Genomic DNA, 16872 nt, shown 5'->3' with positions numbered 1-16872 from the left:
AGGCGCGGTCCGGTTCAGCGAGACTTGTAAAGTGAGTAAACGCGAAATGGGGTCTGAAACGGTTTTCGTTTTTTTGCAGCGATGAATCGCGGCTACTGTCACTCTTTGAATAATGTTTGCCTTGGCCGCGTTGCAGCTTGAAGCTTGCGGCTCGAAAGTATCAAAACAGATTTGGAGTAAGGTGCATATCATGTCCAGAGTCCTTCTCGGCGTTAATATCGATCACGTTGCCACCCTGCGTCAGGCCCGCGGCACTCGCTATCCTGAACCAGTACAGGCGGCGCTGGTGGCGGAGCAGGCGGGGGCGGACGGGATTACCGTGCATCTGCGTGAGGACCGCCGGCATATCAATGATCGGGATGTGGAGCTGCTGGCGCAGACGCTGCAGACGCGCATGAATCTGGAAATGGCGGCCACCGAAGAGATGGTTGCCATCGCCACGCGGATCAAGCCGCCGCATTGCTGTCTGGTGCCTGAAAAGCGTGAGGAACTGACCACCGAGGGTGGCCTTGATGTGGTCGGCAATCAGGAATGGATTGCGCAGTGCTGTCGAACCTTGGGCGATGCCGGGATTGATGTGTCTCTGTTCATCGATGCCGACCCTGCGCAGATCCGGGCGGCCAGCGAATGCGGCGCACCGACCATTGAAATCCATACCGGACACTATGCGGATGCGGAGACCCCGGCACAGCAGCAGAAAGAACTGCAGCGTATCCGTGAAGCCACAGCCTTTGCTCTGGAACTTGGCCTGGTGGTGAATGCCGGCCATGGCCTGCACTACCACAACACCCTGCCCATCGCCGAGATCCCCGGCATGAACGAGCTCAACATCGGCCACGGCATCATCGCCCGTGCAGTCATCAGCGGCCTCCATCAGGCGGTGAAAGACATGCGGGATTTGATGGACACGATTTAAGCAACACGCAACACGCAACACGCAACAACGCGAAGATGGCTTGCGAAGTCGGAAACGAATGAGGCCGCGCCCAAAGTACGGGCGCGGCCTCTTACGTTCATAGATGTAAAGAGTCAGCCCGCGTTGTTGCGTGCTGCGTGGTGCATGCAGCGTTTATTCACATTGGCAATACTTCAAAAGTCCCAATGTACTGGAGTCGGCGGTTGTCAGCTTTCTTGTGGTTGGCCTTGTTGTCGCTGGTGCCCACTTCAAGGAAGTAACGGCCGGCGGCGGGCCAGGTGATTTCCACCATGCCTTTCTTGTCACTGGTGACACTCCAGTCCTGCTGACTGTCCCGGTAGCGGGTGCCGCCGGGAACCAGCTCTACAGTCAGATCCCGTGCCGGTTTGCCATCTACCAGCAGGCGCCATTTTGCGGTTTCGCCGGCGTAGAGGTCATTGGGGTGGGTGAGGAACTCGATCTCAAGGCCCTTGCCGGTGGGCTTGAGGGCGGTGCTATTCGGAGCGCCCTGGGTCACCACGGTCTCCAGTCGATTGAAGGACTCTGTCAGTGTTACCTTGCTGGCGTTTTCCGGCAGCTCTTTCAGCATTTTCTCCGCGTCGTTGCCGCGAGCGCGCTTGCGTTCACCGTCCACCTCGTACATCAGGAAGAATCCGGGCTGGGCAACCGCGATGCGGTAGCTGCCTTCCTGCTCCAGCTGCACGTCAAAGACACTGCGGGTATGCATGCGGGTGGCGTTGTCGACGTTAACTTCGTTGCTGTCTGGACCGGTAACGGCCACGGCGTCGACTGGATAGGCGCGCTCAAAACCGAAGATCTCGTTGGAAATGCTGGCATCCACGGTAATCCACTGTGGCTCGGATACGGCGGTGTGGCTGGGCAGCAGCCACAGTTTGTGGGCCTGGGCGGGCAGCGTTGCGGCCAGCAGGGTGGCAAGGCCAAGGGATTTCAACAGGGAAGGCATGACGGACTCCTTTCAGTGTGTGATTTATCAGGCAATCAGGGGGTGATCGTCAGGGTGATGGTGCCGAGTTCGTTATCGCCGCCGGCTTGCTGCGTCTGTGGCTGTTTGGCTGGCCACTGGAAGGGCAGACGCAACACTTCGCGACCGCCCACTTCCCTGGCCGCTTCCACAACCAGTTCATAATCCCCGGCAGGCAGGTTTTGCAGCGCCTCCAATTCTGCGAAATCAATGCTGTGGTTGCCTGGCGGACGGCTGGCTCCGGTAAGGCCGTCATAGGGTTTGGACTGGCTTCGGCCGGTGCGACGCCACCACTGGCGAATATCCTTGAGCCACTTTTCCTGATCGTCGTACCACAATCCCAGTGGGACGATGGTCGAGCGGTCCGGGCTTTCCACCCAGAAGGCCACATAGGGGGCGTGATATTCCGCCACCCGAAGACGTGGAACCTCGATTTCCACACTGAAGCTGCCAGCCAGGGAATGACCGGCAAGAAAGGCAAGCAAGATTGTCAGAAGTACACGCATGGCATTTCCTTTGATGTCCTTTAATGCATGAAAAACAGGATCAGTAGCCAGGGTAGTACCAGGCCGGCAAGGGTGACCGGCCAGGTGGCCGGGCGGCGCTTGGCGTGGAGCATCATCAGCCCGAGCCCGGTCAGGGCGAACAGCAGGCTGGCTACGGCAAAGATGTCGATAAACCACGACCATGCCACCCCGGTATGGCGGCCCTTGTGCAAGTCGTTGAAAAAGGCGATCCAGCCACGGTCGGTAACTTCCGCCATGGCTTCCCCGCTGACCGGATTGATTGTCAGCCAGGCATCGCCGCCCGGGCGTGGCAGGGCAAGATAAGCTTCATCAGGGGCCCATTCGGCCTCTTTGCCTGCTGTCGCCAGTCCCCATTTCGCTGCCAGCCATTGCTGCACGGGCATGGGCAACTCGCCGGACTGCCGCTCTGCCAACAGCGGCAACAGATCAACCGGCAATTGGCCTTCCAGAACCTCTATGCCCGGTTCGGAGGTAATGTCGTTTGCATGGTTCAGGGTGATGCCGGTAATACTGAACAGCAGCAGACTGATAAGACAGATGGCCGAGGTGACCCAGTGCCACTGGTGTAACTGCTTTAACCAGAAGGCTTTGCGTTTCTTGTTCACTGCCATGGGCCCATGTGTCGGTTGAGCGAAGCCACGGATAATAATGAGAACCGTTCCTATTTGATAGATTCATCAGCGTAAAGAATGTAAGGCCTGTCATGTGTCCACGGGGCGTAGCTATAGATTGCGCAAACAATAACCATTATCATTCGTCAATGAATGCGATTCCCTGTTTTGCTCCCCGCTTGCTGGTCATTGAAGATGACGCCGTGCTTGGTCGTCACCTCGAAGAGTTCCTCACTGACAGGCAGTACAGCGTCACCCTCTGCAATGAAGGACCACGTGGCCTGGCAGAGGCCGGGTCAGGTGCCTACCAGATGGTTTTGCTGGATATTCTCCTGCCGGGGCTGAATGGCCTGGAGCTGCTTGCAGAGTTGCGAAAGGTCAGCCCGGTGCCGGTGATCGTGGTCTCTGCCCTGGGGGATGAGCAGGCCCGTATTCAGGGCTTGATCAGTGGGGCGGATGATTATCTACCCAAGCCTTTCAGTATGGCGGAGCTCGGGGTACGCATCGAGGCTGTGTTGCGGCGGGTGAACCTTGAGCGGCAGGCAACCATCGAACCGCGAGCGGCGAACCCGGAGCCCGGGGTTCAGTCGGGGGCGCTTGCGCTGAGCGATCATGAAGAAAGTGCTGCCTTTCATGGGCAGGATATGGGGCTCACCAGCACCGAATATCGCTTGCTCAAGATCCTGGTCGAACATGGGGATCAGGTGCTCAGCAAACCCTTCCTGTACCAGACAGTGCTTTACCGTGGCTGTGGTCGCCACGACCGTAGCCTGGACCTCCATGTCAGTCATTTGCGCCGAAAACTGCGCGCGGCAGGCGTACCGGATTCCCCGCTGAGAACGGTGTGGGGACAGGGTTATACCCTTGAAAGCCGGTACTTCCTGTGAGTGCGGGGCTGCTACGACGCTATTCCATGCTGTGGCGTCTGGCGCTGCTGTTGGTGGTGGCGATCTTTCTGACCATGGTGCTGGGAAACTGGCTCACCGGTACGTTACGCAATCGCGCCCAGGATCTTGGCCCCGAGGCTAAAACCGTGTTGCGCGGCTATGCAGCCGAGGCAGAACAGGCCTGGACACAGGGAGGCGAGCAGGGGGTTGCGATCTGGCTGACGACCATGGCCGGCCGGGAACAGGGCGAGATCATGGTGGTGGATGCCCGGGATCAGTCACTCAGCGGCACCCTGCTGACGGAGAGACAGCGTGCCGGGCTGCGATTCCAGCGCAGCCTGAATGGCAAAATGAGCTTTCGCTATGGCAGACGTATGCCTTATCTCGGTATCCCTTTTCCCGGGGATCCTTCCGCAGGTCGCCTGATCATTCAGCTTCCGCCACGCTTTCGGCCCGGCACCTATTGGCCAGTGCTGAACCGTTTCTTGCTGGTCGGTATCCCTGTGTGTGCTGCCCTGGTGATCGGGGCGCTATTGTTCTGGCGGACCCGGGTCCCTTTGCTGCAGCTGCGCCGCCAGGTACTGGCATTCAAGGAGAACCCGGCTGCCCGTATCGATGGGCGGTTACGCCAGCGAGATGATGAATTCGGGGAGTTGGCTCGCAGCTTTAACCGTATGGCGGACAAGGTCTCGGCGATGCTGGTCACCCAGAGGCAACTGCTGAATGACATGTCCCACGAATTGCGTACCCCGTTGAGCCGGCTGGCGGTGGCGCTGGAAAGTGATCTGGATGAGGCGGCTCTTCGGCGCCGTGTGGCCAGCGAGCTGATATCCATGCAGCAACTGGTAGACGACAGCCTGGCACTGGGCTGGCAGGAGACCCAGGCTGGCGATGAGTGTGAGGACGGGATATCCCTGGCTGCGCTATGGGAGATAGTGACCGAGAATGCCAGCTTCGAAAGTGGTTGGTCCCTGCAGCGCTTTCCCTGTGAATTAGCACAAGACGCCCAGCTGAAGGGAAATCTGAACGCGCTGGCTCGGGTATTCGAAAACCTGGTCCGTAACGCGGTACGCCATTCTCCGGCGCAGGGGACTATTACCCTGACGGGGGAGCGGGTCGGCGACATGTGGCATCTTGCCGTGACAGATCAGGGGCCTGGCGTGCCGGAGGATCAGCTTGAAACGATCTTTTCACCCTTTGTACGACTGGACAGTGCCCGTGCCAAGGGAGGGTTCGGGTTGGGGTTGAGTATCGCGATCCGCACCATAGAAGGTCTGGGGGGGGAAATGTGGGCCGAGAATGCTCATCCCGGCCTGAGGGTGCAGATACGAGTACCGGCAGCCTGAATCCGGTTTGATACAGACTGCCAGGCTTTGCTTGGCAGTGGCCTACAGCATGGCCTGCAGCTTTGCCCGGAAATCCGCGTCATTGCGCGCCAGCATGGCAATCTGATTGTAGGTTTTCACCTCCAGACCGCTGTTCTGAACGGCTGTCGCCAGGGCCTGACGGGCCTCCTGCTGGATGGCGGCGGCTTCAGTGGGGTTGTCTTTCTTTGCCTGCAGTTTGCGGGAGTAGCTCTGCTGGATCTGTCCCATCTGTTTCTGGGAGTCGACGAAGGCCTGCAATTGCTGTTCGGAAAAATCCGTCGCATCCGGCAGTGATGCCTGGGAAGCGGGCGCGGAGGCCTTCGGCGGGGTGGATGCCTGCTCGGCCATGGCGGGGCTGGCAAGCAGGAATGAGGCAGCGAGCAGTGTGCTGGTCAGCATCGATTTTTTCATGAGGTGTCTCCTTTGGCGCCCTCCTGGGCGTGAGAGGTATCCGCGCAGATTTCGCGGTGCCTTTCACGTCCGACAGGAGCGAGCCTTGAAGTTCCTGACGGTGTGCTGAAATTCCTGCGCTGTGACGAGTGTCACAGGTAAGGAGGCTGCTTGCCGCTGCTACTGTGTCCGGATCGCAGCAGGGCACTTTCCGGCTCAGGTACACTTTCCGGCATAGGTAAATGGGGCGTTTTCCCCTAGAATCCTCCCCACTCAATTCACATTCGGAGCAGCAGCACTATGGGGCGCGCCTTTCAGAACCGTAAAGAATCCATGGCCAAGACCTCGGACATGAAGGCCAAGGTGTACAGCCGCTATGGCCGTGAGATCTATGTCTGTGCCAAATCCGGGGGGACTGACCCGGCGGCCAACCTGGCCTTGCGCAGCATGATCGAGCGGGCGAAAAAGGATCAGGTTCCTTCCCATGTGATCGAGAAGGCGCTGGACAAGGCCAGTGGCGCAGGCGGCGAAGACTTCGCTCCGGCTCGTTATGAAGGCTATGGCCCGGGCGGTTCCATGGCCATCATTGAGTGTCTCACCGATAACCCCAACCGTACCTTTGGTGATGTGCGGGTGGCGTTTACCAAGACCAAGTGCAAGATCGGCACCCAGGGCACTGTGGCTCACATGTTTGATCACGCTGCCATCTTTCGGTTTGCCGGTGAGGACGAAGACACCGTACTGGAAGCCCTGATGGAAGCCGATGTGGATGTGACGGACGTGGAAAGTGAGGAGGGCATGATCACGGTCTTCACCCCCAACACCGAATTCGCCAAGGCCCGCCAGGCACTAACGGACGCGTTCGAAGGCATCGACTTCGAAGTGGAAGAGATCCAGTTCATCCCCCATGCCTACACTACCGTGGAAGGGGATGATCGCGAGCTGTTCGACAAGTTCCTCGCCATGCTTAACGATCTCGACGACGTACAGAACGTCTATCACAACGTGGAATTGGACTGAGCAAGCCAGGGAGCGGCGCCTGCCGCTCCCTTTCCAGGATTTCCAGGGAAGGAATCAGGATGACCATTGAATATCGGGTGGGTGCCCCCGTCAGCACCGATCAATTTATCGAACTACTGCGGGAGTCCACGCTTGGGGAAAGGCGTCCGGTGGATGACCGGGACTGCATGGCCGGGATGATCGCCAATTCCAATCTGGTGGTGAGTGCCTGGGATGGCGAGACCCTGGTGGGGATTTCCCGTTGTGTCACCGACTTCCATTTCGCCTGTTATCTCTCGGATCTGGCGGTACACCGGGGCTACCAGAAATGCGGTATTGGCCGGCAGCTGCAATCCCTGACCCAGCAGCAGCTGGGCCCCCACTGCAAGCTAATCCTGCTTGCCGCGCCAGCCGCCAACCAGTATTACGCGCCTCTCGGGTATGAGCATAACGAACGGTGCTGGGTGCTGGATCGAGCAACCTCAATAAGCTAATCCGCAAGATCGGCCAGCAGGGCGGCAAGGAATCGCGCCGCCTGTCCGCCGTTCAAGGCGCGGTGATCGAAGGTGAGGCTGATGGGGAGCTGCACGTCTTCGAATAATTCTCCGTCCTTGATGCCCGGTTGGGTAAAGCGTTTGCCGGCACCGATGATGGCGACCTGAGGTGGAACCACCACAGGCGTGGCGAAGCGCCCGCCAAGAGTGCCGAAGTTGCTCAGCGAGAGGGTGGCGCCCTGCAGTTCCTTTGCCGGAATCTTGCGTTGTTCCACATCCTTGCGCAGGTGATTCAGCCCGTCACGCAGATCATCGGGTTCCCGGTTGGCCACATCCCGCAGCACAGGTACAAAGAGCCCGTCCGGTGTGTCCACGGCGATGCCCAGATCCACTTTCTCCACGATGCGCATACTCAGGCGGTCGCCGTCGAACCAGGCATTGACGGCGGGCTCGACCCGGCAGCCGGCGACGATGGCGCGAATCAGGCGCAGGGTGATATCGGTATCGGCGGGCCAGTGGCTGACGCTGACCTGATCGAACAGGCTCACCGGCACCACCTGTTGCCCGGCGCTGGCCATGGCCTTGGCCATGCTTCGTGCTACGCCCTTGAGTGGAGTGCTGTCTCCGTGGCTCTGCTTGAGACTGGCCTGTTGCTGGACATCTTCAATGGTGATGGTGCCTCCCGGTCCGCTGCCTCGCAGTTGCTCAAGCTTCACACCGAGGTGCGAGGCAAGTGAACGTATCGCCGGAGTGGTCTGCACAGCGGGCGTGCCGCCGACGGCACCGACCACAAAGTGATCCGGATTATCCGTGTCTTCCTGGCTTTGCAGCTTGCCCACCACACTCTGGCTGCCGCTGCCTTCCTCGCCCTCAAAGGCCAGTAGTGGTTCGCCGGTATGGATCAGGTCGCCGTTGTGGACAAACAGCGTCGCCACCGTGCCATCCCTGGGGGCCGGGATATCGACGATAGCCTTGGCGGTTTCCACGCTCAGAAGCAGATCATCGACCTTCACGGTGTCGCCTTCCTTGACGAGCCACTCAACCACTTCCGCTTCCTGCAAACCTTCGCCCAGATCGGGCAGGGTGAAATAGGGCATGGTATTGCTCCTTGCAGTTGCGCCTGATGCCAGAGGCTTGACGCATGATGCCTTTGCGCGTTTGGCTTCGGGCGTCCGGCGTCAGGCGTATTTCATCACTCGCTTCGCCGCCGCCACGATGCGCTCCACGCTGGGCATGTATTGCTGCTCCATGGCGAAGTAGGGCATGGGGGTGTCGTAGCCGGTGACCCTTTCGATGGGAGCGCGCAGGTGCATCAGGGCGTCGCTGGCCAGGGTGGCGGCGATTTCGGCGCCGAAGCCTCCAGTGAACGGTGCCTCGTGGACGATCACCACGCGCCCGGTCTTGCTGGCAGTGGCAATCAGCGTATCCCGGTCCAGCGGGTTGAGGGTGGCCACATCGATCACATCCGCCTTGATGCCTTCCTCTGCCAGTTGATCCGCTGCCGCCAGGGTTTCGTGGACCATGGCGCCCCAGCTGATCAGGCTGACGTCCTCACCGGCACGCAGGGTAAAGCAGCGATCCAGCGGCAGCGGTTCTTCGTTGGTATCCACGGGCAGCCGCTGCAACCGGTAGAGGCGTTTGGGTTCCAGGAACAGTACCGGGTCGGGGCAGGCGATGGCGGCCCGCAGCAAGCCATAGGCCCGGGCCGGTGAGGAGGGCACCACCACTCTCAGGCCAGGCACATGAGCAAATAGCGCTTCCGTGCTTTCGCTGTGATGCTCCGGGGCGTGGATGCCGCCACCGAAGGGAGCGCGAATCACCAGCGGGCAACTGAGCCGGCCGCGGGTGCGGTTGCGCAGGCGCGCGGCGTGGCTGATCAGCTGTTCAAGGGCGGCGTAGATGAAGCCCATGAACTGGATCTCGGCCACGGGTTTCAGGCCCTGGCTGGCCATGCCGACACTCATACCGGCGATCAGGTTTTCTGCCAGCGGGGTATCCATGACCCGGCGCAGGCCGAAGTGATCCTTGAGGCCTTCGGTGGCCCGGAACACCCCGCCGTTGGTGGCAATGTCTTCACCCAGCAGGACAACGTTCCCGTCTTCTTCCATGGCCTGGAAGAGGGCCCGGTTGATGGCTTCCACCAGATTCAGGGGCACCGCATTTTGCGGGTGTTGTTGTGCGTTATGCATGGTGACCTCCGGCACTTTCTGTCAGTGCTGCGCGCTGTTTCTCCAGACTGACAGGCAGGTTGGCATAGAGATAATCGAACATGTCGGTGGGAGACTGCGGCGGCTGGTCGAGATAGGTCTTTACCGCCTTGTCCACCTCCTGCTGACAGTGGGCCTGCCAGTCCTTCTCCTGCTCCGCATCCCAATGACCCGCGTCCACCAGTGCCTGGCGTAGTCGTGCCACCGGTTCCCTTTGCCAGGCGGCATGCAGGTCGCTGGCCTTGCGATAGCGGCTGGCATCATCGGCGGTGGTGTGATCGCTGAGCCGGTAGCTCACCGCTTCCACCAGCGTCGCTCCCTTGCCATGGCGGGCCTTGTCGAGGGCGTAATCCAGCACGTCCAGCATGGCGGGCAGGTCGTTGCCGTCCACGCGGATGCCCTCAATACCGGCCGCTTCCGCCTTGTGGGCAAGGGTCTTGCTGGCGGTTTGCAACTGGCCGGGGACCGAGATGGCCCATTGATTGTTATTGACCATCAACACCAATGGCAGCTGCCAGACGCCAGCCACGTTGAGGCTTTCATAGAAGTCTCCCCGGGAAGTGGCGCCATCCCCGCAGGTGGCCAGCACGGCGGCGGGCTCGTGGCGCAGCTTGGCCTTGGTGGCGATGCCGGCGGCCTGGGTGAGCTGGCTGGCAATGGGCACACAGTTGGGCAGATCCCGCGCGGCCGCTGTGTCCGCCGGGAAGGCATTGCCGCGTTCGTCGCCACCCCAGTACTGCAGGATCTGGTATAGGGGAACGCCTCGCAGGTGCTGGGTGGCGTGGTCGCGGTAGTAGGGTACGAAATAATCGCTGTCCTGCAGGGCAAGGCCGGCACCCACCGTGATGGCTTCGGCGCCCAGGCAGGAGGCATAGGTCCCCAGTTGGCCAGTGCGTTGGAGGTTGACGGCCTTCTTGTCGAAGCAGCGAATCGTGGCCATGGCCTGGTAGGCCTGGATCAGGCGCGGCCAGTCGGCATGACCGCCCTCCAGTGCAGGCAGACGTCGGTGGAGTGCGTAGGGCGTTGAGCTGAACATGGCATCCTCCTCACGCTGCCCGTTCCCGGGCGTCATGCAGGCGTTGTTCTGCCATGCGGTCTGCCATGATGGCCGGGGATACCCGCAGCCGTTCCGCATCGTTGAGCAGATGACGCAGCGTGCGGCCGATGCCTTTCACCTTGCGGCGTACGGTCTCGTTGCCGAGCTGCTGATGATGCAGGGTCAGGGCGATCAGGCCGCCGGCATTATTGACGTAGTCCGGGGTGTAGAGAATATGCCGGTCCTGCAAATGGTGGGCATCTTCCAGGCTGGCCAGCTGGTTGTTGGCGGCGCCGACAATCAGGCGGGTATCCAGCCGGGGAATACTGTCCGCATTGAGGATCCCGCCAAGGGCACAGGGCATGAAGACATCGCAGGGCACCTGCATGATCCGCTCCGGGGGGACAAAGGTGGCCTTGAGCCGTTCGGCCAGGGCCATGCCACGGGCTTCGTCCAGATCGCTGACAGTGAGGCGAGCGCCGGCCCAGGCTAGCATCATGGCCAGCCGCCGGCCCACATGGCCGAGACCCTGAATGGCCACATGCAGTCCCTTGAGATCCTGGCGGTGCAACTGCCGTTCGCTGGCTACCTGCAGGGCGGTGTAGACGCCCAGGGCAGTGAAGGGCGAGGGGTCCATACCATCTGCGCTGCTGCCGCGGACATGGCGGGTCTGTCTGGCCACCTGATCCAGGTCGCTCATCTCGGTGCCAGCATCCATGGCGGTGATGTAGCGGCCGCCGAGAGATTCCACGGCGCGGCCAAAGGACCGGAACAGGGCGGCTCTGTCATAGGGCTTGTCGGGTTCCATGATGACGGCCTTGCCGCCACCCAGCGGGAGACCGGCCATGGCAGCCTTGAGGCTCATGCCACGGGCAAGTCGACAGGCGTCGATTTCTGCAGTGGCTTCATCGGGGTAGGGGAGAAAGCGACAACCACCAAGGGCAGGGCCCAGGCGGGTGGAATGGATTGCGATCAGGGCACGCAGACCGGTTACCGGATCCCGGAACTGATGGAGTTCGGCAACGTCGGTCTGTTCGAGGGTAACGAACATGACAACGCTCCTTTCCCGTGGGCCGGATAAGCCGTCTGGGAAGTGGGTTTTGGTCCGGATAGGACCTTATGTTTTAACCTTAGCGCCGAGATGAGGGCGATGCCTGTATCGATCCGTTATTTCAGACAAACGGCATGATTCCGGGAAGGAATAACCTGACCAGCTGGACGCTGGATGTCTGACGCTGGACGAAAAACAGCAACCTTCGGAGTCTTGACCGGGATCAAGCAGCGCCGGGCCGGAGAGGGGCAAGATGGATTCACATTCACGACGCCGGAGGGGCGGAAGATGGAACAGACAATGTCATCCAGTCAGGATCGTTTTCTGGGCTATGTGGTGCGTAACAGGCGTACCGGTGAATTTCGAAGCTTTGGCGCGAGGCCTGCGCCGGTATCGGTACCGCCCTACGTGGCCACACCGGTGTGGGCTCATCGTTACGACAGCATTGCGGAAGCACGTGAAGCGGCAATGGGCTCAGAGGGCGAAGTGGTGATGCTGTGTGATCGACACGGCCAGTATGCGGTGGCTGCCGTGGCGCACTAGCGATGCCCATGCAGGAGGCCTGTTGCGGACGAGCATCAGGCCTCGGGCTGTTTGCTAGGGAACCTCTGAATAACTCCTTGCGTACTCAGTCTTTCAGGCTGGTTCGCAATCTAGGCGCGCTTTTGAAGGTGTATGTCGATCCATCAAAAAAGCGCAACAACGAGTGCGGGCCAGCCTGGAAGACCCGGGAGCACTCTAAAGAGTATAAAGGCGCGGCCTGAAGCGCACATCTGCTGCGCCTTGCCTCTCGGAAAGGGAACCACCCTGACCATCGAGACAAGACACAACAGCTGCACGCTTCAGGCCACGCTGAGCATGCAAGGAGTTATTCAGAGGTTCCCTAGTCAGAGACTCGCACCAGCATGCCAAACATGGGGTGGTCGAAGTAATAGACGTCACTGCCGGTGAGGCGGCGGCCTTCGCTGATATCCACGTAGAAGCGCTCACCGTTGCTTTCGGTGTTCAGCCAGAGGCGCGGGGACACATGGACGAAGCGGGATTCGCTGAAGTGCAGGGTGCCTTCCAGCTCTGGCACGTTGCCATCGTCGGTGATGATGGTTCGACCTCCGCGAATATAGACCGGGGTGGTGTCGGATTTGTTGCCGATGGTCTGGCGCCAGCCGGCATGGTACAGCTCGCGGTACTCACCGGTACTGGCCATGCGTTCCATCATGAACTGGAGGGAGGTTTCTTCCTCGGAGATGGGCTGCCAGGCGCCACGGCGCAGATCGCTGGCGTTGACGTAGTCGCTTTGCTCGGGGGCACCGATGGTGACCGACTGGCTGGCATAGCGAGGCTGTAGCTGGGTATTCCAGATTTCATCGGAAACGGGGGTGTTACGGGCAAACACCAGTACTTCTACCTTGTACCAGCCGGCGGCCAGAGCGGAATTGGCCAAGGTGGCCAGGATCATCAGCAATACTGCGCGACGCATGAAAAACTCCTTTTACCGCCCGACGATCAGGCGTTGATACCGATGCAGACTATACCACTCTGGCCGGCCAATTCACGGGGAAAGCTGCCGGGGTGGGGAAATTTGTGACGGGGTTGAGCTACAAGCTTCAAGCTGCAAGCTACAAGGCGCGGTTTGGGGTTGCCGGGTTTTGACGGACTATGCCCGCGACCAGGCAAGGGTGCGCGGGGAAGGCCTTCTAATTCTAACTGAGAAACCTTATTCGTGTTGCAGCTTGTAGCTTGTAGCTTGCATCTCGCATCTCGTCCCTCAGTCCTTCTTGATACTCTGCGCCGACAGCCGTTTCAGCAGCGAATCTACCGCTGCGATACGCTCTTCCGCCGTTTCGCTGCCCTCTACAAATCTCAGCATATTGGCGCCTTCCAGCTTGAAGCGGTTGGGGCCGGACTGGACCAGTTTGACGATGGTGAGCGGGTCCACCGGCGTGCGTTCGCCGAATTCCACCTTGCCGCCGGTGGCGTGGGCGTCCAGGCGGATGATGCCGAGTCGGTCCGCTTGCTGGCGCAGTTCGGTGACCGCGAACAGGTTTTTCACCGGTTCCGGCAGCAGCCCGAAGCGGTCGATCATTTCCACCTGCAGTTCCTTGAGTCCATCGCGGGTCTTGCAGCCGGCGATGCGCTTGTAAAGGGTCAGGCGGCCGAACACATCCGGCAGGTAGTCTTCGGGGATCAGGGCCGGGATACGCAGGTTCAGTTCCGGGCCGCCGCTGAGGGGTTTTTCCACATCGGGCTGTTCGCCGCGCTTGAGCGCTTCCACGGCCTGCTCCAGCATTTCCATGTACAGGCTGAAGCCGATGGTTTCGATGTTGCCGTGCTGCTCTTCGCCCAGCAGTTCGCCGGCGCCACGGATCTCCAGATCCTGGCTGGCGAGCATGAAACCGGCACCCAGATCGGTGGCCTGCTCGATGGCTTCCAGGCGCTTGAGGGCATCCTTGGTCATCACCTTGGGGCTGGGGGTGATCAGGTAGGCATAGGCCTGGTGATGGCTGCGGCCGACACGGCCACGCAGCTGATGCAGCTGGGCCAGGCCGAGCTTGTCGGCGCGGTCGATGATGATGGTGTTGGCGCTGGGCACGTCGATACCGGTTTCCACGATGGTGGTACACACCAGTACGTTGAAGCGGCGGTGGTAGAAGTCGCTCATCACCGCTTCCAGTTCCCGCTCGCGCATCTGGCCATGGGCGATACCGACGCGGGCATCGGGCACCAGCTTGCGGATGTCTTCCGCGGTCTTCTCCATGGTGTCGATGTCGTTGTGCAGGTAGTACACCTGGCCACCACGCAGCAGCTCCCGGAGCAGGGCTTCCTTGATGGCAGTGTCATTGTGCTGCTGCACAAAGGTCTTCACCGACAGGCGTTTCTGTGGCGGGGTGGCGATGATGGAAATGTCGCGCATGCCGCTCATGGCCATGTTCAGGGTTCGCGGGATCGGGGTGGCAGTGAGGGTGAGGATGTCGCACTCGGCACGCATCTGCTTGAGGCGCTCCTTGTGGCGCACCCCGAAGCGGTGTTCCTCGTCCACGATGATCAGACCCAGATTGTCGAAGGCCACGGTTTCCTGCAGCAGCTGGTGGGTGCCGACGAGAATGTCCACCTTGCCTTCCTGCAGACGCTTGAGCACCTGGGTCTTTTCCTTGGCGCTGCGGAAACGGGACAGTACTTCGATATTCACCGGCCAGTCGGCGAAGCGGTCGGTGAAGGATTCATAGTGCTGTTGGGCGAGCAGGGTGGTGGGCACCAGCACTGCTACCTGGGTCTGGTTTTCCACCGCCACGAAGGCGGCGCGCATGGCCACTTCGGTCTTGCCGAAGCCCACGTCGCCACACACCAGCCGGTCCATGGGGCGACTGGACTGCATGTCGGCGACCACCGAGGCAATGGCGGCCTGCTGGTCCGGGGTTTCCTCGAACGGGAACCCGGCGCTGAAGCGCTCGTAGTCGCTCATGTCCACATCGAACTGGCGACCTTCGCGGGCTTCCCGGCGGGCATAGGTGTTGAGCAGTTCGGCGGCCACGTCGTGAATTTTTTCTGCGGCTTTCTGGCGCGCCTTGCTCCACTGTTCAGTGCCCAGCTTGTTGAGCGGGGCGGTATCACCACCGCCATAACGGCTGATCAGATGCAGGGAGGACACCGGCACGTAAAGCTTGTCGCCGCCGGCGTACTCCAGCAACAGGAACTCATGTTGCTGGCGGTCTACTTCCATATGGGTCAGGCCCAGATAGCGGCCCACCCCGTGCTCAAGATGGACAACCGGGGATCCCACGGTCAGTTCGCCAAGAGAGCGGAAGGCCTGCTCGGCGGCGCCGTCATCACTGCTGGATTTGCGGCGTCGCCGTTGCAGCACCCGCTCGCCGTAAAGGTCGTTTTCAGTGACTACCAGCAGCTGGTGGTCCGGCGCATAAAAGCCGGCATCCAGTTCCCCGCGGGTCAGGCTCCAGCGCGCTGGATCAGCGATGAAATCCGGCCAGTTTTCCTTCATCACCGGCTGGATATGAATCTTCTGCATCAGTTCAAGCAGTGCTTCTCTGCGCCCGGCGGTTTCCGCACAGATCAGGATGCGGGTATCCGGGTGGGCATCGGAGAAGGTATGCAGCAGGGCCAGGGGATTGCTGGCGCGTACGTCCGCGGTGAGTGGCGGCATCGACGCCACATCAAACTGTAGGGCTGTGTCGCTGTCATTCTGGCGCGCGCGAGGGTGCTGCTTGAGGGCTGCGCCCAGCTCTTCCGGGCGCAGGTACAGCTGCCAGGGCGCCAGAATGGGACGATGGATATCGTGGCGGCGGGATTCGTAGCGCTGTTCCACGTCATCCCAGAAATGCTCGATGGCGGGCTGACAATCGGCCAGCTCGATCAGGCGCACATCCTCTGGCAGGTAATCGAACAGGGTGGCCATGTGCTCAAAGAACAGCGGCAGGTAGTACTCGAGACCGGGGGCCGCGAGGCCGTCGGTAACATCCTGATAGAGCGGCACGTGGCGGGTGTCGACGTCAAAGGTGTCGCGGAAGTTGCTGCGGAAGCGGGCAATCCCTTCGGCGCTGAGCGGGAATTCGGCGGCGGGAAGCAGGGTGATGTCTTCTACCTTGCCGGTGGAGCGCTGACTTTCTGCCTCGAACAGACGCAGGGACTCGATCTCGTCATCGAACAGCTCAATGCGGAATGGCTGCGGTGCGCCCATGGGATAGATATCCATGATGGCGCCACGCACGGCAAATTCGCCGTGTTCATAAACATTGTCACGCTGACGATAGCCGCAGGCCACCAGCCGTTCCCGGGTGGCCTCCATGTCGAAGACATCACCTACCTTGAGCAGGAAGCTGTTGCCGGTGATGTGCAGTGGCGGTGCCAGACGCTGCATCAGGGTGTTGACCGGCACCACCAGAATGCCCTTGTGAGTGGTGGGTAGCTGGTGCAGTACCCGGATTCGGTCGCTGACGATGTCCTGATGGGGGCTGAAATGATCGTAGGGCAGGGTTTCCCAGTCCGGGAACAGCATGACGGAGGTGCCACTGCCGGTGAGGTAGAAGCTCAGCGAGTCGGCGATCTGCTGGGCGCGGCCGGTATTGGGGGCCAGCACCACAAAGAGGTGGTCTTCACTGCGGGCCAGTTCGGCCAGTACTGCGGCCATGCTGCCGGCGTCGAGGCCGGACCAGTCCTTGAAGTGTTCACGTCCACTGGGGAAGAGATTGCTGTCGGGGAGTAACTTCATTCAGCCCGGTTCCTGCCGTCTACGGTCATTAGCGTGTGCTTGAGGCGGCGTATTGTAGCGGTGTGGGCGTCAAGGGGCCATGGAGACGGGGAGCGACAAGCTGCAAGCTGCAAGCTACAACACGGGGATGTGCCGGGGATTGGATCAAAAGGTGGTGCTCCGCGCTGGAACGGGGTGTAGACGT

16 protein-coding genes are annotated in these 16872 nt (G+C 60.7%); 6 read left to right on the top strand and 10 right to left on the bottom strand.

The features are described 5' to 3' along the window. Positions 1 to 190 precede the first annotated feature (190 nt). Positions 191 to 916, top strand: a complete 726-nt coding sequence (gene pdxJ / locus MWU49_RS03530; protein WP_246968217.1) for a pyridoxine 5'-phosphate synthase — start codon at positions 191 to 193, stop codon at positions 914 to 916. 157 nt (positions 917 to 1073) lie between these two features. Here pdxJ and MWU49_RS03525 read toward each other — a convergent pair whose 3' ends face one another. From MWU49_RS03525 to MWU49_RS03515, 3 genes are read right to left on the bottom strand one after another with little or no spacing between them, the layout of a single operon-like run. Beyond that, entirely contained in the window at positions 1074 to 1880 is an 807-nt protein-coding gene (locus MWU49_RS03525; RefSeq protein WP_246968214.1) for a DUF4198 domain-containing protein, read from the bottom strand. 35 nt (positions 1881 to 1915) lie between these two features. After that, on the bottom strand, positions 1916 to 2404 hold the full coding sequence (locus MWU49_RS03520) for a DUF2271 domain-containing protein (RefSeq protein ID WP_246968211.1): 489 nt from the start codon (positions 2402 to 2404) through the stop codon (positions 1916 to 1918). A 20-nt stretch (positions 2405 to 2424) separates the two neighbouring features. Beyond that, complete coding sequence (locus tag MWU49_RS03515; protein WP_246968208.1) at positions 2425 to 3036, bottom strand: PepSY-associated TM helix domain-containing protein; 612 nt, start codon at positions 3034 to 3036, stop codon at positions 2425 to 2427. Between the two features lie 149 nt (positions 3037 to 3185). Between MWU49_RS03515 and MWU49_RS03510 the strand changes: the two genes are divergently transcribed. Together MWU49_RS03510 and MWU49_RS03505 are read left to right on the top strand one after the other, a co-directional pair. Beyond that, positions 3186 to 3923, top strand: coding sequence for a response regulator transcription factor (locus MWU49_RS03510; RefSeq protein ID WP_246968205.1), 738 nt, complete (start codon positions 3186 to 3188; stop codon positions 3921 to 3923). Further along, complete coding sequence (locus MWU49_RS03505; protein WP_246968202.1) at positions 3920 to 5269, top strand: sensor histidine kinase; 1350 nt, start codon at positions 3920 to 3922, stop codon at positions 5267 to 5269. The genes MWU49_RS03510 and MWU49_RS03505 overlap by 4 nt, the downstream gene beginning before the upstream one ends. A 42-nt stretch (positions 5270 to 5311) precedes the next feature. Here the strand turns inward: MWU49_RS03505 and MWU49_RS03500 are convergent, their stop codons facing one another. Next, the gene (locus MWU49_RS03500) at positions 5312 to 5701 is read right to left on the bottom strand and encodes a DUF4168 domain-containing protein (protein WP_246968199.1); all 390 of its coding nucleotides are present in this window, start codon (positions 5699 to 5701) and stop codon (positions 5312 to 5314) included. A 279-nt stretch (positions 5702 to 5980) separates the two neighbouring features. On the opposite strand from MWU49_RS03500, the gene MWU49_RS03495 reads away from it, so the two are divergent. Then, positions 5981 to 6700, top strand: a complete 720-nt coding sequence (locus MWU49_RS03495) for a YebC/PmpR family DNA-binding transcriptional regulator (RefSeq protein ID WP_246968196.1) — start codon at positions 5981 to 5983, stop codon at positions 6698 to 6700. A gap of 59 nt (positions 6701 to 6759) precedes the next feature. Continuing rightward, positions 6760 to 7173: a GNAT family N-acetyltransferase gene (locus MWU49_RS03490; RefSeq protein ID WP_246968193.1), complete on the top strand. Its 414-nt coding sequence runs from the start codon at positions 6760 to 6762 to the stop codon at positions 7171 to 7173. On the opposite strand, the gene MWU49_RS03485 is transcribed toward MWU49_RS03490, so the two are convergent. The 4 genes from MWU49_RS03485 to MWU49_RS03470 all read right to left on the bottom strand — a co-directional run bounded on the left by MWU49_RS03485 (position 7170) and on the right by MWU49_RS03470 (position 11467). After that, entirely contained in the window at positions 7170 to 8270 is a 1101-nt protein-coding gene (locus MWU49_RS03485) for a dihydrolipoamide acetyltransferase family protein (RefSeq protein ID WP_246968190.1), read from the bottom strand. The two genes, MWU49_RS03490 and MWU49_RS03485, sit on opposite strands and share 4 nt — an antisense overlap. Positions 8271 to 8351: 81 nt before the next feature. Next, the gene (locus tag MWU49_RS03480; protein ID WP_246968187.1) at positions 8352 to 9362 is read right to left on the bottom strand and encodes an alpha-ketoacid dehydrogenase subunit beta; all 1011 of its coding nucleotides are present in this window, start codon (positions 9360 to 9362) and stop codon (positions 8352 to 8354) included. Further along, positions 9355 to 10416 carry a pyruvate dehydrogenase (acetyl-transferring) E1 component subunit alpha gene (gene pdhA, locus MWU49_RS03475; RefSeq protein ID WP_246968184.1) on the bottom strand — a complete coding sequence of 354 codons (1062 nt, stop codon included), beginning with the start codon at positions 10414 to 10416 and terminating at the stop codon, positions 9355 to 9357. The genes MWU49_RS03480 and pdhA overlap by 8 nt, the downstream gene beginning before the upstream one ends. A gap of 10 nt (positions 10417 to 10426) precedes the next feature. After that, the gene (locus MWU49_RS03470; protein ID WP_246968180.1) at positions 10427 to 11467 is read right to left on the bottom strand and encodes a Glu/Leu/Phe/Val dehydrogenase dimerization domain-containing protein; all 1041 of its coding nucleotides are present in this window, start codon (positions 11465 to 11467) and stop codon (positions 10427 to 10429) included. Positions 11468 to 11755: 288 nt separating this feature from the next. Here MWU49_RS03470 and MWU49_RS03465 point away from each other — a divergent pair, with 288 nt between their 5' ends. Then, a complete protein-coding gene (locus tag MWU49_RS03465) occupies positions 11756 to 12010 on the top strand; it encodes a hypothetical protein (protein ID WP_246968176.1) in 255 nt (84 codons plus the stop codon). Positions 12011 to 12350: 340 nt separating this feature from the next. Here the strand turns inward: MWU49_RS03465 and MWU49_RS03460 are convergent, their stop codons facing one another. Both MWU49_RS03460 and mfd read right to left on the bottom strand, forming a co-directional pair. After that, entirely contained in the window at positions 12351 to 12944 is a 594-nt protein-coding gene (locus tag MWU49_RS03460; protein WP_246968173.1) for a CsiV family protein, read from the bottom strand. A 288-nt stretch (positions 12945 to 13232) separates the two neighbouring features. Further along, positions 13233 to 16688, bottom strand: a complete 3456-nt coding sequence (gene mfd, locus MWU49_RS03455; protein ID WP_246968170.1) for a transcription-repair coupling factor — start codon at positions 16686 to 16688, stop codon at positions 13233 to 13235. Between the last annotated feature and the right edge of the window lie 184 nt (positions 16689 to 16872).

It is taken from the genome of Alcanivorax sp. S6407 (genome assembly GCF_023016115.1).
Classification (GTDB): Bacteria; Pseudomonadota; Gammaproteobacteria; order Pseudomonadales; family Alcanivoracaceae; genus Alcanivorax.
Note: the sequence above shows the minus strand (reverse complement) of the source record. Positions and strands in the feature narration are given on the sequence as shown.